The sequence below is a fragment of the Mycobacterium sp. URHB0021 genome (genome assembly GCF_054057895.1).
Map to the genome: position 1 here is coordinate 641930 of NZ_JBSRZT010000002.1, position 26177 is coordinate 668106.

Sequence of the window (26177 nt, forward strand, 5' to 3'; positions counted from 1 at the left end):
CACCAACAGAAGGGGTGGCCATGCTGGACATCCAGTCACTGGTCAAGACGTACGAGCAGGCGAAGGCGCAACAGTTCGGTCGGGTCAGGGCTGTCGACGATGTGACGCTGCAGGTGAACGAGGGCGACTTCTTCACCCTGCTCGGACCGTCGGGCTGCGGGAAGACCACGCTGTTGCGCAGCGTCAGCGGCCTCGAGGATCCCGATTCGGGGTCGATCGTCGTCAACGGCTCCACGCTGTTCTCCTCGGACCGCCGGATCAACGTGCAGGCGAATCGGCGGGGGCTGGGCATGGTGTTCCAGTCCTATGCAATCTGGCCTCATATGAACGTCTTTCAGAACGCTGCGTACCCGCTGGCGTCGCAGAAGCCCAAGAAGTCGAAGGCGCAGATCAAGGCGGTGGTGGAGCGGACATTGGCCATTTGCGAGCTCGATCACCTCGCAACGCGGATGGCGACCGACCTTTCCGGCGGTCAGCAGCAGCGACTGGCGCTGGCGCGGGCACTCGGTCAGGAACCGCCCGTACTCCTGCTGGATGAGCCGCTGTCCAACCTGGACGCCAAGCTGCGTGTGAGCATGCGCGCCGAACTGATCCGTCTGCAGCGCGAAATGGGCCTGACGATCCTCTATGTCACCCATGACCAGACGGAGGCACTCGCGCTCTCCACGTCGGTCGCGGTGCTGCGCGACGGACGAGTCGAACAGATGGGATCTCCGCGGCAGATCTACGAGCGGCCGCAGACCCGCTTCGTCGCGGATTTCGTGGGGAAGTCCAATTTTCTGGATGCGAAGGTCGTCGAAGTCGGCCTCGACGGCACATGTTCGGTCGACACCTCCATCGGGCGGGTGCTCGCGCATGCCACCGGGGACGTCACCGCCGGCTCGCGGGCGGAGGTGGTCGTGCGACCGGAGCGCCTGGTGATCCATCGCGGCGACGCGGGCGCCGAATGTCCGAACCGGGCGGCCGGCACGGTCGTGAGCGCTACCTATCTGGGGGAGTCGATCGACTATCAGATCGCGCTCACCGGCGGCGTGGAGGTCGCCGCGAGTTCGCACCCGTCTGTCGAGGCAGCGCCCGGAGATCGAGTCACCGTGGAGTTTCCGGTATCGGGCTGCTCGATCGTGCCGGCCGAATAAGGAGAACCGATGGCGGAGTTCGCATTTGACCGGACCGTCGAGGTGACGGGCGGGCCGGCGTCGATCTGGGAGCTCATCACCGATGTGCCCCGGCTGGTGAGCTGGATCGGCGTCGTCCACAATGCGCGCGAGATTGCGCCGCTGGAAAAATATTCTGCCGTCATCGCGGACAAGGTCGGCATGTTCAAGCTCAACGCCGACCTCAACATCCGGTTCACCGATGTGCGCGTGAGCGAGTTGATCATCGCGCGCGCTGAGGGCAAGGATCGCCAACTGGGATCGCGCATCACCATCAACGGCGAAGTGCAACTCGATCCCGGGCCGTCCACGACGACGGTGCGGGTGTCCGGTTCGTACGGGATTACCGGCAACGCGGCCACCCTCGGATCCAGCGCCATCAAGCGCAAGGGCGACAAGGTTCTCGAGGAGTTCTTCGGGAATCTGGAATCGGACCTGTCGGCGCTGTAACGCCGAAAGGCGCCGAACCTCGAAAATAGCGAATGAGGATGATGCACAAGTGAGATCGACAACCGTCGAGTACTTTTGTGGCGACGAGCGCGTGCGCGCGCTCTGGCACACCCCCGACGCGGCTGGTCCCTATTGTGCGATCATCCAAGGACCCGGATGGTATGGGCTCAAGGACGCCAAGGCCTACCAGCGCTACCACCAGGCGTTCACCGATGGCGGCTTCGCGGTCCTCTCGATCGACTACCGTGGTTTCGGGGAGTCGGAGGGCGAGCGCGGCATCGTCGACCCCAACCGCCAACTCGAGGACCTGATCAACGGCGTCACTTACCTGACGACCCGGGACGACGTCCTTGCCGGCGCCATCGGGGCGTACGCGACGGGCGGCACCGGAGGCGGCAATGTCGTCCTGCTGGCGGCCGCGGACTCCCGCGTTCGCGCCGTCATCAGTCAGGTGCCGGTCGCCGATGGCCGCGATTGGCTGCGCCGCATGCGTACCGAGTGGGAGTGGATCGAGTATCAGCGCCAATTGGTCGACGATCGCCGCACGCGGGTGCTGACGGGCAAGAGCAAGCTCGTGCACCCGCGTGACGAGATCATGGTGCAGACACCGGAACGTCGCGCCTCGGGCTTCAAGAAGGACGTCGACGACAAGAACCCGACCGCGGTGCCGCTGTCAATGGTCGACCCGCTGCTGAGATATCGCCCGCTGGACGCGGCGCGCGGCCTGCGCACACCGCTGCTCGTCATCGCCGTCGATGAGGACGCGACAACTCCGACCGATCACGCCGAGGCCATCTATGAGGTCGCGACGGGTCCGAAGAAGTTCATCTTGCAACGCAATAGCAGTCACTATGCCGCATACGCTGCGTACGCCGATGTAGTCATTCCCGAGATGATCGCCTGGTTCGCAGAATACCTCAGTCCCACAGGCGATGTGACTGTCATCGACGAGTCCGAGACGGCGACCACGGCACCGAGAAACCTGGGAGAGTAATGCGTACCGGACTTCTGCTACCGCACTTCGGTGCTCACGCCGACGCCACCCGGATCATCGACGGATCCCGGCTGGCCGAGCGCCTCGGATTCCACTCCGTGTGGGTTCGCGATCACCTTTTGTTCGCTCCACACGGGGAGTTCGAAAAGCCAGACGAGACCTTCTTCGAGGCGCTCACCGTCCTGACGGCGGTAGGTGCGGCCACGGATCGACTCATACTCGGGACCGGATCGTTGATTCCCTTCCGCCACCCGCTCATCACTGCGCAGGTGGTCACCACGATGACGCAGTTCCTCGGCCCGCGTCTGGTCATCGGGATGGGCAGTGGCAACTTCGATCACGAATTCGCCGCGATCGGCCTCGGCGGTGTTCCCAGGCCCGAGTTGGTCATCGACAACTTCGAGATTCTGCGGCGGATCTGGTCCGGCGATGCCGTGTCGTGGCATGACCGGCCCTTCGACTTCCAGGACGCAAAGATCAGGCCACTACCGGCCGGAAACGTACCACTGTGGTACTGCGGCAACACCCCGCGATCCGCACGGATCGCGGGAGAACACGCCGACGGCTGGATGCCGGGACGCATCGGCATCGATACGCTTCGCGTCCGAGTCGACACGCTCGCAAAGGTCTCCGCCGATTTCGGACGGCCCCATCCAAACGTGGGAATAATTCCACCGACCTCGATCGCCAAGACTCGCGAAGGAGCGCTCGCGAAGGTCAACGTCGAGGGTCTCCTCGCGTGGGCGAACAACGCCAAGTACTGGGTCAAGCCTTCCTCGGGCCGGTTCGAGACGGCCGACGACCTCAGGGGCGCACTGGTTTACGGGACCGCCGACCAGGTGGTCGAACAGTGCCTCGAACTCGGCGAAGCCGGTGTCGACGACCTCATCTTCGACTTCCGCCTGTCTTTCGACGAGTGGGAGGACCAGATTGCGTTCGTCGGGGAGGAAGTACTTCCGCGCCTGACATGACCCGCACCGCGGCGCTGCCGGAAGCAGCGGCGCCGCGGTGCGGAAGGTGGTCTATCGACCGGTGTCGCCGTCGGAGTCGGACCGGGCCGCACGTTCGCCGCGGCCCTGGCGGATCAGGTTCCACACCCGCTCCGGCGTCAACGGCAGCCGGTCCGGCCAGATGCCGGTTGCCTGTTGCACCGCGGCCGCGACCGCGCCGCCGATCGGGATCCGCGCACCTTCCCCGACACCCTTGGCGCCGTACGGGCCGGTCCCGTCACGTCGCTCGCACAGGACCGAATCGAAACGCCGTGGTGCATCGTCGATGTGCGGGATGCGGTACTCGACCAGGTTGGGGTTGCGGATCTGCTCGCCCTCGTAGATCAGCTCCTCGGTGAGCGCACCGCCGATGCCCTGGGTTGCCGCGCCCAGGTCCTGCCCCTCGACGCCGACCGGGTTGATGGCGAACCCGATATCGGCAACGGTCACCAGCTGGTCGATCTTCGCCACACCGGTGTCCGGATCGATGTCGACTGTCACCCCGGCCATTCCGATCTCCCAGAACGAGGGCTGTTCGTCCAGCTCGCCTGCGCGGCGCACCACCCCGTGCCCGGTGATCTCGCCGCCGCCCGCGCCATACCATTTCTTGACGATCGGTCCATAGCGTTCACTGCGTCCGTCGTCATGGACTATCGTGTCGCCGACCCGCCGAACTTCGTCGACGGTGCAATCCCACAGATCTGCCGCCATCGCCCGGAGTTGTCCGACCAGGTCCGCGCACGCCCGTTGAACCGCAAGTCCGGTCAATGTCGTAGTGCGACTGCCACCCGTGGTCCGCTCGAACGACGTTCCCGCCGAGTCCGATTGGAAGATGCGAACGCGCTCCAGGTCCAAGCCGAGTTCCTCCGCGGCGATCTGGGTGAGCACGGACTTGCTGCCCTGGCCCATCTCCGTCGATCCGCTCAGCAGCAGAGCCGACCCATCCGGTGACATTTTGACCTGCGCGGTCGACGTCGGATAGGAGCCGCCCTCGTTGGCGCCGCAGCCGAAGCCGACGCCCTGCAGCATGCCCGCGTGTGGTTCGACGTGGAGCATGGAGATGAGTTCGGCGAAGTCGGCGTTGAGGTCGGCGTCCATCGGCCGCCTTCCCTTGATGAATACCTCGCCGCGCTGCACCAGGTTTCGGGCGCGGATCTCGTCACGGCCGATGCCGAGCCGATCGGCGGCCTGATCCATGTTGGTCTCCGCCGCCAGGTTCACCTGATAGGCGCCCAGGGCGCGGTACGACGACGCTGGAGCCGTATTGGTGTAGACCAGCCTGCCCCGCACCCGCAGGGCCGGAATGGCGTACGGGCCGAAACAGCGGTTGACGGCCTTGGCCAGTACCGTCGAGCTGTTGTCGATATAGGCGCCGGTGTCCAGGACGATGTCGACATCGCGGGCGAGTAGCTTGCCGTCGGCATCAAAAGCGCTGCGCACGAACGTGTTCGCCGAATCGGATCGGGTGGTGTAGATGGATTCCTGGACACTGAGGTCCAACTTCACCGGTCGGCCCGTGAGCCACGCGCCGACCGCGACCAGCGGCTCGATCTTGGTGTAGGACTTCGATCCATAGCCGCCACCGATGTAGGGCACCGTCATCCGCACGCGGCTGTGCGGCAGATCAAACGTGCGAGCCAGATCCTTGATGACCATGAACGGATGCTGTGCGGGGCTGATCACCTCCAGCACTCCGTCTGCGAATCGGGCACTCGCGTTGTAGGGCTCCATGGCGTACGCATACAGCGACGGGTGGAACGTGGACGTTTCCACGACACAGTGCGCACGCTCGAACGCCGCGTCGACGTCCCCCCAGCCCTGGGTGAGGGTGTTGGCCACATTGGGTTCATCGGCCGACCGGGCCACCTTGACGAGGCTCACCGAATCGCCGGAGTACGACTGTTCGTGCAGCACCGGTGCGCCGGGCTCCAGCGCCGCGTCCGAGTCCATGACCGCGGGCAGATCTTCGTACTCCACGTCGACGAGACGAGCCGCGTCGTGGGCGATGTGACGGTTCGTCGCGACCACCAACGCGACGGGCTCGCCGTAATAGCGAACCTTGTCCAGGGCGAGGATCTGATGGTCGGGGACCATGTGCCCGAAGTAGGGGAAGAGGCCGTGGAGGTCATTTCCGGTGATCACGGAGATGCACCCGGCCATGTCCACCGCTTCCCCGGTGTTGACCTTGACGATCCGGGCGTGGGCCCGATCGGAGCGCACCACTGCGGCGTGCAAGGTGTCGGGCAGTCCGGTGTCGATTGCATAGCGCGCTTCGCCGGTCACCTTCGCGCGGGCATCGACGCGGTCGATCGCGTGCCCGACGATGCGGTACCGATCTCCATTCTCGTCGAGGTGGGGTCGGTCCCGCTCGTGCCGCGCCGTGGGCTGATATGTGCCCGCGACACGCTGTGCGGCCTGTTGCACGGCCTCGATGATCGGCAGGTACCCGGTGCATCGGCACAGATTGCCCTCGAGCGCGTGCTCGATCTCTTGCTTTGTGGGGCTGGGGTTCTCGGCGAGCAACGCTTTGGTCGCCATGATGAACCCGGGCGTGCAGTAGCCGCACTGCAGCGCGGTGCAGTCGATGAATGCCTCCTGAACCGGGTCGAGTCGGTCGCCCGCGCCGGCGAGGCCTTCGACCGTCGAGATCCCTGCGCCGTCCGCATCGACGGCCAACGTCGTACACGCGCTGACGGGATTGCCGTCGACCAGTACGGTGCACGCTCCGCAGACCTGCGTCTCGCAGCTCACCTTGGTGCCCTTCAAACCCTGTCTGTCGCGCAGGAACTCGGCCAAGGTCAGCCGATTCGGTACCGGCTCCTCGACCCTGCGCCCATTGACGCTCGTGACAATCTCGGTCTCATGCATCGATCGTCTCCTTCATCTCCGCGATGGCTCTGCCGATGAACACCCCTGCGAGGTGGCGCTTGTATTGCTCGGACCCGTTCAGGTCCTCGATCACGCCCAGGCCCGGCAGGATGGCATCGAGGTCGACGTCGTCTATCGACAAAACATCGAATGGCTGAGGCCGCTCTCCTACCGCACCGACCACGATCCGCGCCGGGCCGTCGGGACGTGCCCGGTCGACGGCCACGCCGACGCACACCGTCGGATACTCGGTCGGCTGGTGCCGGACATAGACGTGGCGCTCGTCCGTGATCGGGATGTGGATGGCTTCCAGGAGTTCCTCGTCGGCGCGGTCCGTCTCCATGGCGCCGACCACGAAATCTTGGATCGGCAGGGTCCGTTGTCCCTCGGCCGAACGCAGACTCACCTGGGCGCGCAGAGCGAACAATGACGTGCTGACGTCCGACCTCGGGTCGGCGAAGCAGATGTTCCCGCCGATACTGCCGGTGGCCCGCACGCGCGCGTTGCCAAGCAACGAACAGGCTTTCGCGAGCATCGGCGCGTGTTGCCGGACATCGCCAGAACCGGCGATCTCGCGGTGCCTGGTAGCCGCGCCGATCGTCAACTCCTCGGCGGACGTGCGGATCCCGCGGAGCTCGTCTACCCGCTTGAGGTCGACCAGTTGCGGAGGCGCGAGAACACCCATGTGCATCGCCGCGATGAGCTCGGTGCCGCCGACGTAAGCCGCTCCGCCGTCCGCCAGGAGCCGGACCGCTTCATCGATCGTGGTGGGGCGCGAAAGGGCAACGTCAGGAATCACTTTGGAGCTCCTCATCCGCACTGAGCACTACGCCCAGCGCTGGCCGGCACGGTTGACAGACGGTGATGTATTCGAAAGTATGCAATGCATTCTAAGGTATACAGTAGTGTACGACTCCGGTAGAAAGGCTGATTCCGGTGACACGCAGCCCAGAATTGATCCTCACCCTGGCCCTGGGCGCATCCGACCTGAACCGCGGCCTGCTCGACGGCTCGGTAGGCATCCAAGCGGCCGTGACTCGATGCCTGACCTTCAGTTCGCCGGAGCGGCATTGGCGCATGTTCCGGCGACGCGAGTTCGACATCGCCGAGGTGTCGTTCGGCGCGTTCCTGTCCATCCAGGAGCAGACACCGGGCGAATTCATCGCGATACCCGCCTTCCCGCACCGCCGGTTCAGGCACTCCTACATCTTCGTCGGCAACGAGTCGGCGCTGGAATCACCTGCGCAACTCGCCAACAAGCGCGTCGGACTACGCACCTGGACCAACACCGCGGGCGTGTGGACGCGAGGAATTCTCCAGGACCACTACGGCATCGACCTCAGCGACGTCGAATGGGTGATCCAGGATGCGGACACCGCGGGAACGGAGAATCTGCCCGGTACTTTTCGGATCAGCCCGGTCGAACCGGGGCGGTCGGTCGTCGAAATGGCCGCGCACGGCGAGATCGACGCACTGATCTATCCGGAGATCCCCGAGGTGCTCGGCGAGCCAGGCGGTCTTCGCCGACTGCTATCGGACTCGCGCTCCGCGGAGACCGAATACTTCCGCGCGACAAACATTTTCCCGATCATGCACACGGTGGTGTTGCGCCGCGAGATCGTCGAGGACAACCCGTGGTTGCCCTATGAGACCCTGCGCGCCTTCAGGGCCGCGAAGGACCTTGCTCTCGACGCCATCCGCGATCCGCGCAAGATCTGCCTGGCGTGGGCCCGCGATACCTACGAGCAGCAGGTCGACCTGATGGGTCCTGATCCGTTCGCCTACGACCCCGAGCGCTCAAGGAAGGCCGTGGAGGCGCTCGTCCGTTACGCGGTCGAGCAGGGGATCCTGGACAAACCCATCGAAGTCGAGAAGCTGTTCCACCCATCGACTCTGGAGGCGCCCCCGGAATATGTCCGTCGGTGAGCGGGGGCCGCCGAGACTAGTGTGTCGCCGCGTCCGCTTCGGCGTACATCTGCAGGCGCACGTTGCGCGCCCCGGTCATGTGTTCCTCGGCGATCCGGCCCGCGCGTTCGCGGTCACCGGCCTTGATCGCTTCGATGAGCTGCCGATGCTCGTCCAGGACGCTCGCCCAACGGTCGTGGTAGGTGAGGGTGGTCTCGCGATAGCGGATCAGGTGAGCGTGCAGGCGGCCCAGTAGATCGACCAGGGTGGAGTTGTGGCTCGTCGCCCAGATTGCTTCGTGGAACTTGCGATTCGCGGTCGCAAGTCGCTCCGGGTCGTCGGTCGAGATCTCCATCATCGATGAGTGCACGCGCTCGAGCTTGAGCAGGTCCAGATCGGTACGCCGATCGGCGGCCGCCCGCGCTGCCGCGCCTTCCAGCGTGATCCGAACCTCGTAGAGCTCCAGAATCTCCTCCGGGCTGCGACCGCGTACCTGCATGCCGCGGGCGCCGCGCTCGACAAGGCCGTCCTGTTCCAGGCGGCGCAGCGCTTCACGCACGGGGGTACGGCTGACGTTGTACTTGGCCGCCAACGCCAACTCGGTCAATGGTGTATCCGCGTCCAGCGTGCCGTCTACGATGGCCTCGCGCAATTGCTGGTAGACGTCCACGCCAGTCGTTCCTTCCATCCCGGCTGTCCGCCTGTCATGTTTGTATCCGGATGTATACCATGAAGAGGGTAACAGAAGCCACGACGCGCGTTCGTGGAAGCTACCTCACATTCGGGAGCCCGCCCAGACTGCCTGATGCGGGGGCGCCATGGCACCGGCGAGGGAGGTCGAGTCAAGATGTGGGCCTATCGGCTTGTTGCGCCTGGAGTGTTCGAAGTGGTGGAAGTCCCCGCTCCGGCCTCGGATTCACTCGAGTCTGACGCCGTGCTGCTCCGCACGTTGGCCGGCGGTATCTGCGGTAGCGACATTCCGAAGCTGATTGGCCGAACAGGCTCCCGGGCAGACGGATTCGGGCGGCTCTGCCCGGGCAGGCCGGGGTTTCCCATGCACGAGGTAGTAGGTGAGGTGCTGGCCTCCCGCCATCCAGGGATCCGCGTCGGTGCGCGCGTTGTGGGTTGGGCGAGCCGCAGCGACGCATTGGCGGAATATGTGATCACCGATGGCAACCAGCTGCACGTGTATTCGACATCACTCTCACCGGTGGACGCCGTACTCATTCAGCCGCTGGCGTGTGTCCTGGAGGCGCTCGATCGTGTCGCGGTGGCCGATCGGGTCGTCGGCGTCATCGGCCTCGGGCCGATCGGCCTGCTGTTCGCCCACGTGGCCAAGAGCCGCGGTGCACGCAGGGTCGTCGGCGTCGACCCCGTCGACCGCGGGTGGATAGCGGCGAATGTCGGTATCGACGATCTCGTCACGGCGCCCAGCAGGACGTGGGCACGTGCCGTCGTCGACGCCAACCGCCCGGCCGTGGTCATCGAGGCCGTCGGTCATCAGGTGTCTACGCTCGACGACGCCATCTCGGCAGTGGCGGTCGCCGGCAGCGTGTTGTACTTCGGCATTCCGGATGACGAGTACTACCCGCTCAACATGGAGCGGCTGTTGCGAAATAACCTCGGGCTGTTCGCGGGTATCACGCGAGAGCGACACCACGCTCTGGCGCGGGCGGACGACTACCTGGCCCAGTACCCAGAGCTCAACGGCGCGCTGGTGTCCCACCGGTTCGACATCGATTCGGTTCAGCGCGCGTATGACACAGCGGCGACCACCGACACTGACCGACTGAAAGTCGTTGTGTCGCATGCCCGTGACTACGTCGTCACGCCTCGAGTGAACGTTTGAGTTGTGCGCCGTAGATGCTGAGCGAGTCGGAGGTCAGCATGTCGTGATGTGAGCAGTCGACCGAGTAGGTCACAACGTCGCCGGCCACGTACGGTCGCCAACTGTGTGAGCAGGACGAATCTTCCCCGTGTCCGTCGCGCGCGGCAGAAAAGATCACCAAATCGCCGTCGAACACAGCAGGCACGTGTTCCCCGAGATGCAGCTGATTCGCCGTCACACTCTGAACCATGAACTCCAGCAACTTTTGGCGGAATTGGGAACTCCGCGCCGTCGACCTGCCGGTAGATCAGCTCCGCCGCGTGCTGTAGGTGAGGGGCGCCGACTGTTCAGGTACGTCTATTCGGTTCACCCGCAGGATGTGGTCTAGGATCGCACTCTCGTCGGAAGCCTGATCGCTGGGGATGACCCGGTTGGCGGTGAAGGCATCGTCCAACAGAATCAAACGCTCCACCACGCAACCACGCCGGCGGAGCTCGAGGGCGAGCTCATGGGCCACGACGCCGCCAAGGAACCAGCCCAGGATCTTGTAGGGCCCGGTCGGATAGAGGGCCTGGAGCCGGTCTGCATAGCTTGCCGCCATACCGCGAATCGATTCGGGTCGAGCCTCGCCATCCAGTGGGATCTGGTTGATTCCGACAATCGGGCAGTCCAGGTAATTGCCCAAAGCCCGATATGACCAGCTGAGCCCAAGACCGTCGTGGATACAGCACAGCGGAACGCCCGTCCCCTCCTTGAGGACTTCAACAGGGACGACTTCGACCGCGCTGTCGGGCCTGCCCAATTGCCGGCTCAAGCTTCTGAGGGACGGCGCGTAGAACAAGGTGCGCACTGCCAGGTTGATGTCAAGGGTCGTGTTGATGGCGGCGACCACCCGCATCGCCAACAGCGAATCCCCGCCAAGGTCGAAGAACGAGTCGTCGACCCCGACCCGGTCCAGCCCGAGAACCTGCGCGTAGATGCCCGCCAACGCCTCCTCGACCGCATCGGCCGGGGCGCGGTAACCACCGGTGTGCTGATACGCGGGTGCCGGAAGGGCGCGCTTGTCCAGCTTGCCGTTGACCGTCAACGGCAACACGTCCACCACCATCACCGCGGCCGGCACCATGTACGGCGGCAGCTGCTCGGCCAGCGCGGCCCGGGCGGCGGCCGGGTCCTCTGCTCCCGCAATGGTTTCGGTGACATAGCCGACCAGACGCTTGTCGCCGGGTCTGTCTTCGCGGGCGATCACCGCCGCCTGCGCCACGCCGGCCAGCGCCGCAAGCGCACCCTCGGGGAAATTACGCCGCGCGCACGCGCTGGCGTTGCTCCAACTCACTGTCGACCTGTCTGTCGCAGTGACGGCCGTCCAGCAGCAGGCGTGCGAGGTTGCCGAAACCGCCGCTGTCGGCGCCACATCTCGTCAACCCGATCGGCACTGACCCGACGGGGGACACCTGTCGGTACCGAATTATTGCCGTGCTGCGTTCACAGGGACGTGGGCGGTGCAGTTGACGCGGTCATCATCGGTTCGGGGATAAACGGTATGGTCGCAGCTGCCGAGCTGGGGCTCGCGGGATGGAAAGTGGCTCTTCTGGAGCGCAATCCGGATATCGGCGGGTTCATCGCCAGCGAGCAGTCGACCGTTCCCGGATATGTGCACGACAGTTACTCGTCCTGGCACCCGATGTTCATGTCCGGACCGGCCTACGCGGTCCTGGGCGATCGTCTGGCACGCCATGGCCTCGCGTACCGCAACACCGACGGCATCGTGACGGCCAGCGTCGCGGACGACGGCGCGGTCACGGTGGCGTATCGCGATGCCGAACAGACGGTCGCGGGGTTCGAACACGCCGAAGACCGGAAGGCCTATCTGGACGCGCTGACCCGGTTCGGCCGCAACGCAACGCTCTTCGGCGACATGATGGGCGGCAGCCTGCGGGGTGGCCCGCACCTGGTGCAGCTGCTCCTCAGAGGTCTGCGGACGAACGGCCGGACCAGTGCCGGACTATTGCTGCGGGACGCGGCGTCCTCGGGTCGCGCATACTGTGCCAGGAATTTCGTGGGCGGTGAGGTCGATCGCCTGTGGGTGCCGTGGCTTCTGCACGCCGGACTATCGCCCGACCACGCCTCCGGCGGGGTCATGCTCCCGGTCTTCGCCGCGTCGCTGCATGCGTTCGGGACTCCTGTGCCCGTGGGCGGTGCGGCCGGCCTGCTGGCCGCTTTCCGGGGATTGTTCGACGAACTCGGCGTACAGGTGCACACCGGTACCCCGGCCGAGAGCGTGGTCGTCGATGCGGGCCGCGCGGTCGGTGTCGTGAGCGGGTCACGCCGAATCGAGGCCCGACGCGCGGTTCTCGCATCGGTGACACCGACCGCCCTGTACGGCTCGTTGCTGCCTCCTGCGGTCAGCCCGCCCGGACTGCGCAAGCAGGCGGCGGCCTATCGGTATGGCCGCGCTGCGATGCAGATCCACGTGGCCTTGGCCAGTCCACCGCGGTGGCACGATTCCCGCCTCGGCTCGGCGCCGATCGTCCACATCAGCGATGGCTCGGCCAGCACCGCTATCGCGTGCGCCGAGGCCGAAGCGGGCTTGTTGCCCCGCCGCCCCACAGTCGTTGTGGGGCAACAGTTCACCCTGGACCCGTCTTGTGTGCCACCTGGCGCCGCAGCATTGTGGCTGCAATTGCAGGAGATGCCGTTCGAGCCCCGCGGTGACGCGTCGGGTCAACTCGACACCGGGGCGGGATGGAGCGAGGACCTCAGCCGGGCGTATGCCGAACGCGTACTGGACCGCGTCGCTGCGCACGCCGAAGGGCTGCGCGGACAAGTGCTGGGCCTCAAAGTGATCTCGCCCCGCGATCTGCAGACCTACAACGTGAACGCCGTTGCCGGCGATCCGTACGGCGGCGCGGCCGATCTGGACCAGAACCTGTTCTGGCGGCCGTTGCCCGGAAAGGGCCAACACCGGACCCACATCAAGGATTTGTGGCATATCGGAGCCTCGACGCATCCGGGTGCCGGCCTGGCCGGTGCGTCAGGCCACCACGTCGCCACGGTCCTCGCCTCGCGCCGCAGACGCGGACGCTAGTCATCGACACCGGCCGGCCAGCCCGGCGACCAGGTTGGTCGTGGTTGCCAGGATGACGACGCCGAGTGGCAGGGAGGCCGACCGACGACGCTCCACGCCAAGATGAGACAGCAAGTGGCGGTGCCGATCCACGCCGCCACCGGTGCGTAGCGACCGGCGACGGTGGAGGCCGCCAGGGCCGCACCTCGCTGTGAGAGTGCTGGCAGCCCGCGCGTGTTATGGGCCGCCGCGCCAGTGCTCGATGCGGTTGTGGTCCGGGGTGAACCCGTGTTTGACCCCCCAGAGGACGGCCTGGGTTCGGCTGCCGGCACCGATTTTGCGGTAGATCGTCCGGATGTAGGACTTCACCGTGTTAGGGCTGAGATAGGTCAGCCGTGCCACGTCGGCGTTGCTCTTACCCTGGGTGATGAGCGCGAGGATCTCGGCTTCCCGGTCGCTGAGACCTTCGCCCCGTCCGGGCCAGTCGAGGCCCACGGCGCTGCGACCGCGTGGGGGAACATCGCTGACGACGACCTGGCCGGCATGCACTGCCTCGAGTGCGGCGACCAACTCGCGCGCAGGCAACGTCTTCGACAGGTACCCGTGCGCTCCGTGCTGGCGGGCGCTTTCGATCAGGTCGGGGTGAAAGTTCCAGGTGTAGACCACGACTCGGCGTGCGCGTGGATTGGCGACCAGCTCGCCGATCTCGTGGTGGTCGGATTCGGGTTGGGCGAAACTGTCGTACAAGACGATGTCCACGGGGTCGTCGACAGCCATCGTCGCGTCGAGTTCGGCGACGACGACCCGGTCGCGGTAACGGTCGAACATGTTGGCCACGCCCATCAGCACCACGTCGTAGTCGTCGACGAGCGCCACGGTGATCGGCTTGCCGGCGGGCTGAGGCATGCGCCGAACATTACCGCCCTAGGGGTGTATTCGATCCCCCCTAAAGGGTGTTCGACTTGTTCAGCGTCCCAACCGGAAAGGCCTCATCATGATCATTCTCGGCATCATTCTGCTCATCGCGGGATTCCTGCTCAAAATCTCGATCCTGTGGACCATCGGAATCATCCTGGTCGTGATCGGCGTGGTTCTGGCGGTGATGGGATCGGCGGGTCGCGCCGTCGGCGGCCGCCGCCACTACTACTGACGAGGCGGTATGGCATCTGTGCCGGGCATCGTTATCACGCCGAGAGGGTGTCAACGCGTCACGCCGGCACTCGAAGGCCACGGGAAGAAACGCACTTGACCGCACGCCGATCAAGCTCGCCGAGTTGTTGGAGCGAATGCTCGGCGGCTTCCGGGCACCCGCACAGTAGAGGACCACGCCGGCCCGATGTTTCGAGGCTGACCGCACAGGGGACCATCCTGAAGGATCACGCGACTGACGGATGCGGGTTCGAAGGGAAGGTAGCGCTCATGGAGCCGATGACGCGCTCGGCCGGGGACTGGGATGTGGTTGCCACCCGTCCCTATGATCCGGGCGATTCCGCCAAGGGGATGGAGGAGACCGTCCTGGTCCATGGCGTCGAGGAGGAGGCCAGGCGTGTCTATGCCGATGAGGTAGCGGCCGCATCAGAACGGGGCTACCAGCATGTGAAACTCCGGTGTGCCGGTAAGGACGTCGACTGCTGGCCACCGGCGACCGGTTGGACATCCTGACGAGTGCAGAATTGGGCGTGGAATTCTCAGATATCAACGCGATGGCGTCAATCGCTCGGCGCGGACCAGTGCACCACCTTCATCGCGGTCATCTCATCGAGGAGTTCAGGCCCGAAGCCAAATCCGGATCCACTCGCGCGGCGCGGCTGCGATGCACCGCCGGGCGCGCCGCCGAACACGGCGTTGATCTTGACGGTGCCGACGGGGAGGCGACGCCAGGCCTCTTGCGCGTGCGTCATGTCGGCGGTCAGGACGGTCGCGGCCAGGCCGTAGCGGTCGTCGGCGGCCTCGGCTAGCGCGCTGATGAAGTCCGGCGTCACCCGAACGGGGGCGACCGGACCGAACGTCTCCTCCCGCATCACCAGCATCTCGGGCGCGCAATCGACCAGCACGGTCGGTGGATAGAACGAGCCGGGGCCGGGTCGCGGTTCGCCGCCGGCCAGCACGCGAGCCCCGCGGCCGACCGCGTCTGCGACGTGGGAGTGGACCAGGTCGCGGTGCCGTTCGTCGACCAGCGGCCCGATCCGTTCGGCCCAGGCCCTTGACTCGTCGACCAGTGCGTTGGCGAAGGCGTCGGCGACTGACTGCACGACATACACCCGTTCGACCGACACGCAGATCTGTCCCGCATTGGCGAACGCCCCGAGTGCCGCCTGCCCGGCGGCCCACACCGGATCCACGTCGCCGTCGACGATCAACGCATCATTGCCACCGTTCTCCAGCAGTGCCTTGGCGCCCCGCTCCGCGCAGGTGCGTGCGATCGCTCTACCGGTCACGCTGCTGCCTACATGCGCGACGACGTCAACCCGCTCGGCGTCCGCCAGGCGGGCGCCGACCGCTCCATCGCCATCGAGAATCTGAAGCACCCCATCCGGCAGGTGGGCGGCCAGCAGTTCGGCGAATCGTCTGCCGGTCTGCGGGCAGCGCTCACTCGGCTTGTGCACGACCGTGTTTCCGGTGACAAGCGCCGCGCCCAGCAGCCCGGCAGCCACTGCGACCGGATCGTTCCACGGCGTCAGTACGGCCACCACACCGCGCGGTTGCGGAATCATCAGATCGGTCGCCGACCAGTCCCCCTGCAACGTGCGTCCGCGGTGCAGTGGCCCGAGTTCGGCGTACTGCTGGAGCGTCGCGGCTCCGGCGTCCACACCGCCGCGCGCATCACTGCGGGGCTTGCCGGTCTCCCGCTCGTTGAGTTCGGCCAGTTCGTCGGCGGCGGCACGGACGTCGGCGGCGGCACCGGCCAGGGCGGAAGCGCGCTCGGCGGGCGACGTTCGGGCCCACGTGTCGACGGACGCCGCGGCGAGCGCAACAGCGTCGTCGCACGCCGACGGCGCGGCGATCGGCACCCGGCTCACGACGTCGCCGGTACGCGGATCCAGGACGGTGATGATGTCGGCGACAGTCGAAGACACGCCTCCCGGCATACCCATTGCGTGGCCGGCCAACCAACCACATCGGTGTTCGATACGCCGTGGGGCTTTTCTTCTGTGCCGCAGCGCTTCCCACTCCAAAATGCACCCACGGTGAGGTTTCCGGCTGGACGCAGCGGGTACGTCGGTGGGCACGGGATACCAAGTGACTGAAGTACAGAAGAGTTTGTCCGGATTCGATTACCCGGGTTCAGCGGAGGATCTGGCCAAGTACGCCGAGCAGAACGGCGCCGACAGCGGCCTCGTCGACGCCCTGCGCAGCCTCAAAAAGGACAACTTCGACGGACCGAGCGCCGTGATGCAAGCGCTCGGTTCCGATGACGCGCTGGGCGGCACGAGGTCTTGATCGCCTCGATCAGCGGCGGGGATGCTGAGGATCCGAGCTCCCGGCCGCGATCCGGCGTGCCAGGTCGCTGAGTCGGGTATTGGAGTCCTGCGAAACCTTCACCAAGAGTTCGAACGCCCGGACGGCATCGACGTCGAAACGCTCCATGATTCGGCCCTTGGCCTGTCCGATCATGTCCCTGCTGGCCAACGCCGATTCGAACTGATGCCGCTTGTTGTTGGCGATCAGCGCGAGCGCGGCGTGCGTAGCGAACATGGCGCCCAGCGCTTCCGCGTCGGGAGCGAAGCAATGGGGCTGCAATCCAAGCAGGTTGAGCGCGGCCACGCGGTCATCATGGGTGAACAGTTGAAAAGACAGCATGCTGTGTACGCCTGAGGCCATTGCTGCCTTGGCAAACCGCGGCCACCTGTCGTCATCGCGGAAGTCATCGCAACGCACGACGGCGTCGCTCACCGCCGCATTGAGACAAGGTCCCTCGTGAAACCGGTGTTGGTCTTCATCAAGGTTCTCGGCTAATTCCGAGGTCGCCGCGAGGGACTGGTAATGATCACCGTCGGTGATCAACAGAATGTCGGCGCTTTCGGTGCCGGGAATCACGTCGACGCAGGCGGCGGTGACCCCTCGCAGCGTCGCGCCGATGTCGGTCGGGTGTGCGGCGGTTTCGGTCAGTTCCTCCATGGTGCGGCGAAGCAACTTCGCATGTTCAGAATCGTCCACGTCCGCTCGCTTTCGCCATGTCAGGGAAGCCAAAGCGTCTTTCGTGATACGGAAGCCGTAGTCCTCGACTCCTACATCGGGGCGTGGCCCCGACGTGCGGCGATGTACCGCCCAGCCGGGTGACCAGACGGCACCCGACCAGGTCGACGCTACGCGCGACCGCTCGCCGTCGGAAGGGTTTGATGATCTGCCCGGACGTTTCGGTGGCGTTCACCCGTACTGTCGGCTTGTGTCAGCCCGCGAATTGGTGGTGTTGGGCACCGCCAGTCAGGTACCGACGCGTCATCGTAATCACAACGGTTATCTCCTGCGCTGGGATGGCGAGGGCATTCTGTTCGATCCCGGCGAGGGTACGCAGCGGCAGATGCTGCGGGCCGGCGTCTCGTCGAGCAGCATCACGCGGCTGTGCCTGTCTCACTTCCACGGCGACCACTGCCTTGGGGTTCCGGGCATCGTGCAACGGCTGTCCCTGGACGGTGTGCAGCACTCCGTGGACGCGTACTTCCCGGCGTCGGGTCAGGAGTTCTTCACCCGCCTCCGGCATGCCTCGGCATTTCACGACGTCACCGATATTCGGGAAGTAGCGGTAGCCGCCGACGGCCCTGTGGCCCACGGGGCCTTCGGAGTTCTTGCGGCGCAGCGCTTGTCGCATCCCGTCGAGGCGATCGGTTATCGGCTGGTCGAACCCGACAGCCGGCGCTTCCTGCCCGATCTATTGGCTTACCACGGCGTCAGGGGGCCGGCGGTGGGTGAACTCGACCGCACCGGCCGAATCGATGTGGGCGAGCGGGTTGTGCGGTTGGCCGAGGTCACCGAACCGAGGCGTGGGCAGAAGTTCGCCTTCGTCATGGACACCCGGCTGTGCGACGGTGTCTACGCGCTGGCCGAGGGTGCAGACATGTTGGTGATCGAGGCGACGTTCCTCACCAGGGACGCCGACCTGGCCGATCGCTACGGCCACCTGACGGCCCGGCAGGCGGCGCAGGTCGCAGCCGCCAGCGGCGTGCGGCAGTTGGTGCTCACCCATTTCTCCCAGCGGTACACCGACACGGCCGAACACCGCCGGGAGGCGCGGGAGGTGTTCACGGGCGATCTCGTCGTCGCCGAGGACCTGGACCGGGTTGCGGTACCTCATCGGAGGTGACGCGCCCCCGCTGAAAAGTCGTCCGCTGAAACGCCTGAATTGGGGTACCACACCTCGATGAGGCTTGGGGTGCTCGACATCGGCTCGAACTCCGCGCAACTGCAGATCGTCGACGTGACGGCGGGGGGTCGGCCGCTACCTGCACAGGCAGTCAAGGAGCCGACGCTGCTGGGCGACGAGCTACTGCCGGACGGTTCGATCAGCGAAGCGGGTATCGAACGCGTCTGCGCGGCGGTGTCCAACGCGATCCGGACCGGGGAACGGCACGGGATCGACAAGCTGTATACGTTCGTGACCTCGGCGGTGCGGGACGCCACGAACCGCGACGAGGTGTTGGACCTGATCGGGTCGGTCTCGGGCGTGCGTCCGCAATTCCTGTCCGGTGACGAGGAGGCCCGGCTGACCTACCTGGCGGCGCACCGCTGGTACGGGTGGTCCGCTGGTCGGCTGCTCCTGCTCGACATCGGCGGCGGTTCGATGGAGATCGTGCTCGGGCGCGACGCCGAACCCGAGCTGGCGATTTCACTGCCGTTGGGCGCCGGCCGGCTGACCCGTGACTTCCTCGCTGACGATCCGCCGTCGCGGTCTCAGCTCAAAGCGATGCGGCGCCAAATTCGCGAGACCCTCGGTGAAGTCGCCGATCGGGTCCGCTGGGAAGGTGACCCGCGTCGAGTGGTGGCCACGTCCAAGACGTTCAAGCAGCTCGCGCGGCTCTCCGGTGCGGCGCCACAACGTAAGGGACCGTTCGTTCATCGTGAGCTCGCGCGGCGCGATGTCCGAGCGTGGACGCCACGGCTGGCCACGATGTGCGCATCCGAACGCGCGAAGCTGCGCGGCGTGTCCGACCCGCGCAGTCGTCAGATCCTCGCCCGCGCGGTGCTCGCGGAGTTGACCATGGCCACGTCGGACATCGAGTCGCTCGAGGTCTGTCCATGGGCGCTCCGCGCGGGCATTGTGTTGAGGCACCTGGAGTCGATGACCTACTCGCCCCCGTTCTCCTTACAGCCTGTGCAGCGCACGACAACCGACGGTGTCGCTTCGGTGACCGCATTGGCGCTTGATCAAAGACACTGAGGACCACTGCATTGCGCATAGTCATCACCGGGGCGAGCGGCAACGTCGGGACCGCCCTGCTGCGGCGGCTGGTGCGGACGGGTGATCACGAGCTGGCCGGGATAGTCCGTCGGCCGCCCGAGCCCGTCGGCATCTACTCTTCGGTGCAGTGGCATGCTCTGGACGTCGCTGATTCGAACGCCACTTCCGAGTTGAAGAAGTTGTTCGCCGGTGCCGACGCAGTCGTTCATCTGGCCTGGGGATTCCAGCCGACCCGCAACGTCGAGTACCTGAGGAGCGTCGGAGTTCGCGGCACCACCGCTGTTCTCGACGCTGCGGATGCGTGTGAACTCGATCAGCTGGTGCATATGTCCTCGGTGGGCACCTACGCCGCCGGAAGATACGGACAGCGGGTAGACGAGTCGTGGTCGACCAGTGGGATCGAGTCGTCGCCATACAGTCGCCACAAGTCGGCGGCGGAGGCTGTGCTCGACGGATATCAACAGTCGCTCGGGACCAACGCCATCCCGATCGCGCGATTGAGGCCTGGCTTCATCCTGCAACGCATCGCCGCCAGCGGGCTGATGCGTTACGCTCTGCCGGCCTACCTCCCGATGCAGATAGTGCCATTGCTACCGGTGCTCCCGATCGATCGCCGGCTGTGCATCCCGATCGTCCACACCGAAGACGTCGCCGACGCCATTGCGCGCGTCGTCGAGCGGCGCGCCACCGGCGCCTTCAATCTCGCCGCCGAGCCGCCGGTCGGACGCGACGATGTGGCCGCCGCTCTGGGTGCTCGGCGGCTGCACGTTCCGGCGGAGGTCCTCGGGCGTCTGGTGGATATCGGTTGGCGCCTGCGGCTGCAACCGATTGACCGCGGCTGGCTGGACATGGCTTTCGCTGTCCCGCTTCTCGATTGCGGCCGCGCCAACGCCGAACTCGAGTGGAAGCCGCGGTGGTCGTCGACCGAGGCGCTGGCTGATCTGCTCGACGGAATCGCAGCACAAGCACACGCCGACAGCGCGCCGCTACGAGGCCGCTCCGTCATCGAACTGCTGCGCAAGGATCTGACCGACGGCCAGATCTCGTCGCGACATCTCCCCTGAGTCCTACCGCCCGGGTCGGCGCAGGCGTTCGGTCAGCCACGGCAAGGTGTTCGCGAACGCGGTTCTGGCGAAGGGCCAGGTATGCCTGCCCGGATGTGACACCACGCTGCAGCCGAGGCCGCGGGATCGGCCCGGCAGGCAGAGGGTGGTCGCTCCGTGCCCGGAGACGCCGCCGTATGCGGCATGTCTGGGGATTGCCGTAGCAGGGTCGAACGTCGACCAGGCGTCGGCGTCCCCGCCGAACAGCCGGTCGATCGCCTGCGATGTCCACGAATACGCTGAAGAGATCGGGATGCATGACGGTGAGGTGGAGGGCTGGCTGATCCCTTCCTTGGTGGCCACGGCGGTAAGCCGAAGGGGCCCTTCACGGCACACCCTGTTCATCGCGAACCCGGCGGACGCCCTCAGGTCGGCGCGGTCGGTGAGAAACCGAGCCCCAGGTCTATCGCCTGATCGAGAAGCTCACCGATGCAGTCGCTGACGCCTTGCTCGGTCGGCTTTTCTCGCACCCCGTACGTACGTCACGCACACTATTTGTGGCCAATCGGTACCCGATCGGACGCCGCCTCACAGCTGCTTCCCGGCCAGAACGCGCTTTCCGCAGGCGCGCAGCGCCTCGGCGGTCGTGGGATCAAATTCGCACCGGTGGCACGGGATTACCTGTCCATCAATGGATCCGGCGGCGAGCGTGGGCTCGATCGGTGGTCGGCGTGTGCGCTTCGCGGCTCAGCGGGCGGTCGAGATCCGCGATCGAGACCAACCGCTATATAACATTTCCAATGTATCGCGTGCTCAGAGGTGCGCGTCCGCGATATCGAGTGCGGAGTCGAGAATCCGGAGACCTTCGGCGATCTCGGTGTCCGTGACGTTGCACGGCGGCACCGCGTGGATCCGGTTGAAATTGGCGAACGGCAGCAGGCCGCCCGACTTGCACGCACCGATCACGGCATTCATCGCGGGACTTGATCCGCCGTAGGGGGCCAACGGTTCCCGTGTCTCGCGGTTGGAGACCAGTTCGATCGCCTGGAACACACCCAGTCCGCGCACCTCGCCGACCGACGGATGACGTGCCGCCAGATCTTGCAGGCCGGGGCCGAGAACCTCCGATCCGATTCGGGCGGCGTTGGCCACCATGCCCTCGTCTTCCATCGCGTTGATGGTCGCGACCGCGGCGGCGGCCGCCAGCGGATGGCCGGAGTAGGTGAGGCCGCCGGGATAGGCGCGGTCCGCGAACGTCGCGGCGATCTTCTCGTTGATCGCGACGCCACCCATCGGCACGTAGCCGGACGTCACACCCTTGGCGAAGGTCATCAAGTCGGGGACGATGTCGAAATGCTCGACGGCGAACCACTTTCCGGTTCGGCCGAAGCCGGCCATCACCTCGTCGGCGATGAGCATGATGCCGTACCGGTCGCAAATCTCACGCACGCCCGCCAGGTAGCCGGGTGGCGGCACCATGATGCCCGCGGTGCCGGGCACGGATTCCAGGATCAGCGCGGCGAAGGAGGCCGGGCCCTCGTGCTGGATCAGACGCTCGAGATATTCGAGGGCGCGTTCGCTTTCCTGCTGCTCGTTCTCCGCGTGGAACGACGAGCGGTACAGGAACGGGCCGTTGAAATGCACGACGCCGCTGCTGGCGTAGTCGTTAGGATAGCGGCGTGGGTCGCCGGTCAGATTGATCGCGGTGTCCGTCCCACCGTGGTAGGACCGGTATCGCGACAGCACCTTGTACCGGCCCGTGTGCAGGCGGGCCATCCGGACGGCGTGCTCGTTGGCATCGGCGCCGCCGTTGGTGAAGAACACCTTGTTCAGGTCGCCTGGAGCGCGCTCGGCGATCAGGCGGGCCGCTTCGGACCGTGCCGCGTTGGCGTGCTGCGGTGCCACGGTACACAACTTGGCGGCCTGCTCGGCAATGGCGGCAACAACTTTGGGGTGTTGATGGCCGACGTTGGTGAAGACCAGCTGCGAGGAGAAGTCCAGCAGTCGGTTGCCGTCACCGTCCCACACGTAGGAGCCCTGCGATGCAGTGATCGTCATCGGTTTGAGATCTGCCTGCGCCGACCACGAATGGAACACGTGGTCACGGTCGAGCTCGTAGGCGCGCGCCGCCTCGCGGCGCGCGTCGTCGCGGGTCAGGCCATTCGGAAGCACGTCGATGTCTTTGATGATGTCGTCAACGAGGGTCATGGTGTGCGCTTTCAGCTGTTCTGCGGGAAGCCGAGTTCGATGCCGCCGTGGCTGGGGTCGAGCCAGCGGCTGGTGATGGCCTTGGCGCGGGTGAAGAAGTGGACGCCTTCGGTGCCGTGGGCGTGGGTGTCGCCGAAGAGGGAGGCTTTCCAGCCGCCGAAGCTGTAGTAGGCCATCGGGACGGGGATGGGCACGTTGATGCCGATCATGCCGACCTCGACCTCGTTCTGGAAGCGCCGGGCCGCGCCGCCGTCGTTGGTGAAGATGGCGGTGCCGTTGCCGTAGGGGTTGTTGTTGATCAACTCCAGGGCCTGGTCGTAGGTTTGCACCCGCACGACCGACAGCACGGGGCCGAAGATCTCGTCGGTGTAGACGCTCATCTCGGGGGTGACGTGATCGATGAGCGTGGGCCCGAGCCAGAATCCCTCGGCGCTGCCGTCGGCCTGCACCCCGCGGCCGTCGACGACGATTTTGGCGCCGTCGGCTTCCCCGGCGTCGATGTAGGACGCGACTTTGTCGCGGTGGGCCTTGGTGACCAGCGGGCCCATGTCGGAGTCTTTGGTGCCGTCACCGATTTTGAGGCCGGTGGTGCGTTCGGTGATTTTGGCGATCAGGTCGTCGGCGATGGGGCCGACGGCCACACACGCCGAGATCGCCATGCAGCGCTCGCCGGCGGAGCCGAAGCCGGCGTTGACCATGGCGTCGGCGGCCAGGTCCAGGTCGGCGTCGGGCAGGATCACCGCGTGGTTCTTGGCCCCGCCCAGGGCCTGGACGCGTTTGCCGGCGGCGGTGGCGGTGGTGTAGACGTATTGGGCGATCGGGGTGGATCCGACGAAGGACACCGATTTGATCGCCGGGTTGGTCAGCAGTTCGTCGACCACGGTCTTGTCGCCCTGCAGGACGTTGAACACCCCGGCGGGCAGGCCGGCTTCGGCCCACAGCGCGGCCAGCCACAGCGAGGCCGAGGGATCCTTCTCCGAGGGCTTGAGCACCACGGTGTTACCCGCGGCGATGGCGATGGGGAAGAACCACATCGGCACCATGGCGGGGAAGTTGAACGGGGAGATGACCGCGACCGGCCCGAGGGGTTGGCGGATCGAGTAGACGTCGACCTTGGTCGAGGCGTTCTCGGTGAACCCGCCCTTGAGCAGATGCGGGATGCCGCAGGCGAACTCGACGACCTCCTGGCCGCGGCTGACCTCGCCGAGCGCGTCGGAGACGACCTTGCCGTGCTCGCTGGTGATGATCTCGGCCAACTCGCCCTTGCGTTCGTTGAGCAGTTCCCGGAATTTGAACAGGATCGCGGTGCGTTTGGCCAGCGAGGTGTCCCGCCACGCCGGGAACGCCGCCGCCGCGGCATCGATCACTGCCCGCGCATCGGCCACACTGCCCAACACCACCTCACCGGTCACCTCACCCGACGCCGGATTCGTCACCGGCATCTTCTGGCCGGCGGTGCCGTCGAAGGCCGTGTTGTTCATCCAATGGGCAATGGTGCGAACGCGGGTGCTGGTTGTCACGTGATCCCTGTCTGTCGATGTCTAGTTCGATTGTCGGCCCAGACCGGCCCACTCGGCGCCGACAGTGTGTAACTCAGCACGGCAGTTGCTTTACGCTGTGTCAAATGCTGCCGACCGTCCGTGAAATCTTGGCGCTTCCCGTGCTGCGCGCCGGAGAGCCCGAGGTGGTATGTGGCGCCGACAATCCGGGTGCGCTGGACCGATCGGTGCGGTGGGTCCACGTGAGCGATCTCCCCGACCTGTCGAACTTGTTGGAGGGCGGCGAGCTGGTGCTCACCACCGGGCAGGCACTGACCGACGTGCGGCACCGTGACGAATACCTGCCGCGACTCGCCCAGGCAGGAGCGGTCGCGCTGGTGGTCGAACTCGGGCTGCACATCGATGAGGTGCCGCGCTCGGTGCTGGAGGTCGGCGCGACGCTCGAGCTGCCGGTCATCGTTCTGCACCAGCGAGTCCGGTTCGTGGAGATCACCGAGGAAGTGCACCGCCGGATCGTGGCCGAACAGTACGCGGAGGTCGACTACGCCCGCCGCGTGCACGAGGCGTTCACCAACCTGAGCATGCGTCGCGCATCGGTCGACGAAATCGTCGCGGCCGCGGCCGGGATGCTCGATACACCGATCGTGCTGGAGGACCTCAACCACCAGGTGCTGGCGTTCGTGCAGCGCGGCCTGCCGCTCACCGACCTGCTCACCGACTGGGAACGGCGGTCGCGGCTGACCCCGGTCACCGGGCCGGGATCCTGGGTGGCCCGCCCCGTGGGCCCGTACCGGCAAGAGTGGGGTCGGCTGGTGGCGCCCCGCGGTCGCGCCGCGGACGCCGAGGCCGACGACCGGACCGTCACCACGCTCGAACGCGCGGCACAGGCATTGGCCCTGCACCGGATGGTCGAGCAGGACCGCACATCTCTGGAATTGCGTGCGCAGAGCGGACTCGTCGACGACCTGGTCCGCGGCCGGATCCGCGACGAGAGCGAGGCCACCACCCGCGCCTATGCGCTCGGCTTACGGCCCTCGCTCACCTATATCCCGCTCACCGCTCGACTGCGGGAACACACCAGCGCCAATCAGGTGCTGCTCCAGCAGCGTCGTAGCCGGACGCTGGACGCCGCGGTGCATGTCATCCGGTCCATCGGGCACACGGTGCTGGCCGCCAGACGCGACGACGGCCAGTTCGATCTGCTGCTCGCGCCACGTGCCGGCCGCGTCCGATCCGATGACGAACACCTTCTCGACGAAGTGGCCACGGCGATCCGACGCGCGGTGATCCGCGTCGAGGGCGTCGCGGAGTGTGTCATCGGTATCGGGCCGCCGTCGAGCCGGCTCATCGACGCCGCGGGCGGACTTGCGGAGTCGGGACACGTCGCCGAGGTGGCGCTGGTGATGGCCGGGACGGGCGACGAGCGGGCTTTCTACCGATCGGCCGACGTGCGCCTGCGCGGATTGATCGCGCTCATCCGAACCGACCCGCGTGTGCAGGCATTCGCCGAGACGGAATTGCGGGGTGTCCTCGAGAGCCGGGCCAAGCACGGTGACGACATGTTCGAATTGCTCGCGGGCTTCCTGGAGGTGGGCGGCAACAAGGCCGAACTCGCCAAACGTCTGCATCTGTCCCGCCCGACGCTGTACGCGCGGCTGGCCGCCCTGGAGCGACTGCTCGGCGCCGATCTCGACAGCGCCGAATCGCGAACCTCGCTGCACGTCGCGATGATGATCATCGCGAGACGCTGAGCCCTGTCGGTGAATTCGCGATTA

The 26177-nt window shown here is 66.1% G+C and carries 23 protein-coding genes and 1 pseudogene; 14 read left to right on the top strand and 10 right to left on the bottom strand.

Annotated features, from left to right (window positions below):
• The first annotated feature begins 20 nt into the window (after positions 1-20).
• Genes ACVWWN_RS05230 through ACVWWN_RS05245 form a run of 4 tightly spaced genes read left to right on the top strand, consistent with a single transcriptional unit; the run spans position 21 to position 3569 of the window.
• Complete coding sequence (locus ACVWWN_RS05230; RefSeq protein WP_457142950.1) at positions 21-1136, top strand: ABC transporter ATP-binding protein; 1116 nt, start codon at positions 21-23, stop codon at positions 1134-1136.
• A 9-nt stretch (positions 1137-1145) separates the two neighbouring features.
• Positions 1146-1604 (top strand): CoxG family protein, encoded by a 459-nt coding sequence (locus ACVWWN_RS05235; RefSeq protein WP_457142951.1) that lies wholly within the window; start codon positions 1146-1148, stop codon positions 1602-1604.
• A gap of 49 nt (positions 1605-1653) precedes the next feature.
• A complete protein-coding gene (locus ACVWWN_RS05240) occupies positions 1654-2598 on the top strand; it encodes an alpha/beta hydrolase (protein ID WP_457142952.1) in 945 nt (314 codons plus the stop codon).
• Entirely contained in the window at positions 2598-3569 is a 972-nt protein-coding gene (locus tag ACVWWN_RS05245; RefSeq protein ID WP_457142953.1) for an LLM class flavin-dependent oxidoreductase, read from the top strand. The genes ACVWWN_RS05240 and ACVWWN_RS05245 overlap by 1 nt, the downstream gene beginning before the upstream one ends.
• 51 nt (positions 3570-3620) lie before the next feature.
• Here the strand turns inward: ACVWWN_RS05245 and ACVWWN_RS05250 are convergent, their stop codons facing one another.
• Positions 3621-6455: a molybdopterin-dependent oxidoreductase gene (locus tag ACVWWN_RS05250; RefSeq protein WP_457142954.1), complete on the bottom strand. Its 2835-nt coding sequence runs from the start codon at positions 6453-6455 to the stop codon at positions 3621-3623.
• Positions 6448-7254 (bottom strand): FAD binding domain-containing protein, encoded by an 807-nt coding sequence (locus tag ACVWWN_RS05255; protein ID WP_457142955.1) that lies wholly within the window; start codon positions 7252-7254, stop codon positions 6448-6450. The genes ACVWWN_RS05250 and ACVWWN_RS05255 overlap by 8 nt, the downstream gene beginning before the upstream one ends.
• 137 nt (positions 7255-7391) lie before the next feature.
• Here ACVWWN_RS05255 and ACVWWN_RS05260 point away from each other — a divergent pair, with 137 nt between their 5' ends.
• Complete coding sequence (locus tag ACVWWN_RS05260; RefSeq protein WP_457142956.1) at positions 7392-8381, top strand: hypothetical protein; 990 nt, start codon at positions 7392-7394, stop codon at positions 8379-8381.
• 16 nt (positions 8382-8397) lie between these two features.
• Here the strand turns inward: ACVWWN_RS05260 and ACVWWN_RS05265 are convergent, their stop codons facing one another.
• Positions 8398-9048 carry a GntR family transcriptional regulator gene (locus tag ACVWWN_RS05265; RefSeq protein WP_457142957.1) on the bottom strand — a complete coding sequence of 217 codons (651 nt, stop codon included), beginning with the start codon at positions 9046-9048 and terminating at the stop codon, positions 8398-8400.
• Between the two features lie 159 nt (positions 9049-9207).
• On the opposite strand from ACVWWN_RS05265, the gene ACVWWN_RS05270 reads away from it, so the two are divergent.
• Positions 9208-10209 carry a zinc-binding dehydrogenase gene (locus tag ACVWWN_RS05270; protein ID WP_457142958.1) on the top strand — a complete coding sequence of 334 codons (1002 nt, stop codon included), beginning with the start codon at positions 9208-9210 and terminating at the stop codon, positions 10207-10209.
• On the opposite strand, the pseudogene ACVWWN_RS05275 reads toward ACVWWN_RS05270, so the two are convergent.
• Positions 10187-11473, bottom strand: a pseudogene (locus ACVWWN_RS05275) (thioesterase domain-containing protein); the annotation flags it as partial. The gene ACVWWN_RS05270 and the pseudogene ACVWWN_RS05275 overlap by 23 nt on opposite strands.
• Before the next feature lie 210 nt (positions 11474-11683).
• On the opposite strand from ACVWWN_RS05275, the gene ACVWWN_RS05280 reads away from it, so the two are divergent.
• Positions 11684-13276 carry a phytoene desaturase family protein gene (locus ACVWWN_RS05280; protein WP_457142959.1) on the top strand — a complete coding sequence of 531 codons (1593 nt, stop codon included), beginning with the start codon at positions 11684-11686 and terminating at the stop codon, positions 13274-13276.
• A gap of 216 nt (positions 13277-13492) precedes the next feature.
• Here the strand turns inward: ACVWWN_RS05280 and ACVWWN_RS05285 are convergent, their stop codons facing one another.
• Positions 13493-14161, bottom strand: coding sequence for a response regulator transcription factor (locus ACVWWN_RS05285; RefSeq protein ID WP_457142960.1), 669 nt, complete (start codon positions 14159-14161; stop codon positions 13493-13495).
• Positions 14162-14249: 88 nt separating this feature from the next.
• On the opposite strand from ACVWWN_RS05285, the gene ACVWWN_RS05290 reads away from it, so the two are divergent.
• The gene (locus ACVWWN_RS05290) at positions 14250-14405 is read left to right on the top strand and encodes a DUF6131 family protein (protein WP_457142961.1); all 156 of its coding nucleotides are present in this window, start codon (positions 14250-14252) and stop codon (positions 14403-14405) included.
• A 269-nt stretch (positions 14406-14674) separates the two neighbouring features.
• Positions 14675-14917 carry a hypothetical protein gene (locus ACVWWN_RS05295; RefSeq protein WP_457142962.1) on the top strand — a complete coding sequence of 81 codons (243 nt, stop codon included), beginning with the start codon at positions 14675-14677 and terminating at the stop codon, positions 14915-14917.
• Positions 14918-14964: 47 nt separating this feature from the next.
• Here ACVWWN_RS05295 and ACVWWN_RS05300 read toward each other — a convergent pair whose 3' ends face one another.
• Entirely contained in the window at positions 14965-16308 is a 1344-nt protein-coding gene (locus ACVWWN_RS05300) for an aldehyde dehydrogenase family protein (RefSeq protein ID WP_457149001.1), read from the bottom strand.
• Positions 16309-16495: 187 nt separating this feature from the next.
• On the opposite strand from ACVWWN_RS05300, the gene ACVWWN_RS05305 reads away from it, so the two are divergent.
• Positions 16496-16696 carry a DUF2795 domain-containing protein gene (locus ACVWWN_RS05305; protein WP_457142963.1) on the top strand — a complete coding sequence of 67 codons (201 nt, stop codon included), beginning with the start codon at positions 16496-16498 and terminating at the stop codon, positions 16694-16696.
• Between the two features lie 9 nt (positions 16697-16705).
• Here ACVWWN_RS05305 and ACVWWN_RS05310 read toward each other — a convergent pair whose 3' ends face one another.
• Positions 16706-17413 (bottom strand): ANTAR domain-containing protein, encoded by a 708-nt coding sequence (locus ACVWWN_RS05310; protein WP_457142964.1) that lies wholly within the window; start codon positions 17411-17413, stop codon positions 16706-16708.
• 229 nt (positions 17414-17642) lie between these two features.
• On the opposite strand from ACVWWN_RS05310, the gene ACVWWN_RS05315 reads away from it, so the two are divergent.
• The 3 genes from ACVWWN_RS05315 to ACVWWN_RS05325 are packed head-to-tail and all read left to right on the top strand — an operon-like array spanning position 17643 to position 20716.
• Complete coding sequence (locus ACVWWN_RS05315) at positions 17643-18557, top strand: ribonuclease Z (RefSeq protein WP_457142965.1); 915 nt, start codon at positions 17643-17645, stop codon at positions 18555-18557.
• Between the two features lie 57 nt (positions 18558-18614).
• On the top strand, positions 18615-19631 hold the full coding sequence (locus tag ACVWWN_RS05320) for a Ppx/GppA phosphatase family protein (protein ID WP_457142966.1): 1017 nt from the start codon (positions 18615-18617) through the stop codon (positions 19629-19631).
• 11 nt (positions 19632-19642) lie between these two features.
• The gene (locus tag ACVWWN_RS05325) at positions 19643-20716 is read left to right on the top strand and encodes an NAD-dependent epimerase/dehydratase family protein (RefSeq protein ID WP_457142967.1); all 1074 of its coding nucleotides are present in this window, start codon (positions 19643-19645) and stop codon (positions 20714-20716) included.
• Positions 20717-20719: 3 nt separating this feature from the next.
• Here the strand turns inward: ACVWWN_RS05325 and ACVWWN_RS05330 are convergent, their stop codons facing one another.
• The 3 genes from ACVWWN_RS05330 to ACVWWN_RS05340 form a co-directional block, all read right to left on the bottom strand.
• Positions 20720-21058, bottom strand: a complete 339-nt coding sequence (locus ACVWWN_RS05330) for a hypothetical protein (RefSeq protein ID WP_457142968.1) — start codon at positions 21056-21058, stop codon at positions 20720-20722.
• A 450-nt stretch (positions 21059-21508) separates the two neighbouring features.
• Positions 21509-22903, bottom strand: coding sequence for an aminotransferase class III-fold pyridoxal phosphate-dependent enzyme (locus ACVWWN_RS05335; protein WP_457142969.1), 1395 nt, complete (start codon positions 22901-22903; stop codon positions 21509-21511).
• 11 nt (positions 22904-22914) lie between these two features.
• A complete protein-coding gene (locus tag ACVWWN_RS05340) occupies positions 22915-24384 on the bottom strand; it encodes a CoA-acylating methylmalonate-semialdehyde dehydrogenase (RefSeq protein ID WP_457142970.1) in 1470 nt (489 codons plus the stop codon).
• A 143-nt stretch (positions 24385-24527) separates the two neighbouring features.
• On the opposite strand from ACVWWN_RS05340, the gene ACVWWN_RS05345 reads away from it, so the two are divergent.
• Positions 24528-26153, top strand: a complete 1626-nt coding sequence (locus tag ACVWWN_RS05345) for a PucR family transcriptional regulator (protein ID WP_457142971.1) — start codon at positions 24528-24530, stop codon at positions 26151-26153.
• Positions 26154-26177 lie beyond the last annotated feature (24 nt).

What these genes read in the sequence shown, in the direction of transcription:
- ACVWWN_RS05250 (WP_457142954.1), bottom strand. Translation starts at nt 6,455, where the DNA reads ATGCATGAGACCGAGATTGTCACGAGCGTCAATGGGCGCAGGGTCGAG.
- ACVWWN_RS05335 (WP_457142969.1), bottom strand. Translation starts at nt 22,903, where the DNA reads ATGACCCTCGTTGACGACATCATCAAAGACATCGACGTGCTTCCGAAT.
- ACVWWN_RS05265 (WP_457142957.1), bottom strand. Translation starts at nt 9,048, where the DNA reads ATGGAAGGAACGACTGGCGTGGACGTCTACCAGCAATTGCGCGAGGCC.
- ACVWWN_RS05230 (WP_457142950.1), top strand. Translation starts at nt 21, where the DNA reads ATGCTGGACATCCAGTCACTGGTCAAGACGTACGAGCAGGCGAAGGCG.
- ACVWWN_RS05235 (WP_457142951.1), top strand. Translation starts at nt 1,146, where the DNA reads ATGGCGGAGTTCGCATTTGACCGGACCGTCGAGGTGACGGGCGGGCCG.
- ACVWWN_RS05245 (WP_457142953.1), top strand. Translation starts at nt 2,598, where the DNA reads ATGCGTACCGGACTTCTGCTACCGCACTTCGGTGCTCACGCCGACGCC.
- ACVWWN_RS05295 (WP_457142962.1), top strand. Translation starts at nt 14,675, where the DNA reads ATGGAGCCGATGACGCGCTCGGCCGGGGACTGGGATGTGGTTGCCACC.
- ACVWWN_RS05270 (WP_457142958.1), top strand. Translation starts at nt 9,208, where the DNA reads ATGTGGGCCTATCGGCTTGTTGCGCCTGGAGTGTTCGAAGTGGTGGAA.
- ACVWWN_RS05340 (WP_457142970.1), bottom strand. Translation starts at nt 24,384, where the DNA reads ATGAACAACACGGCCTTCGACGGCACCGCCGGCCAGAAGATGCCGGTG.
- ACVWWN_RS05345 (WP_457142971.1), top strand. Translation starts at nt 24,528, where the DNA reads ATGCTGCCGACCGTCCGTGAAATCTTGGCGCTTCCCGTGCTGCGCGCC.
- ACVWWN_RS05285 (WP_457142960.1), bottom strand. Translation starts at nt 14,161, where the DNA reads ATGCCTCAGCCCGCCGGCAAGCCGATCACCGTGGCGCTCGTCGACGAC.
- ACVWWN_RS05290 (WP_457142961.1), top strand. Translation starts at nt 14,250, where the DNA reads ATGATCATTCTCGGCATCATTCTGCTCATCGCGGGATTCCTGCTCAAA.
- ACVWWN_RS05320 (WP_457142966.1), top strand. Translation starts at nt 18,615, where the DNA reads ATGAGGCTTGGGGTGCTCGACATCGGCTCGAACTCCGCGCAACTGCAG.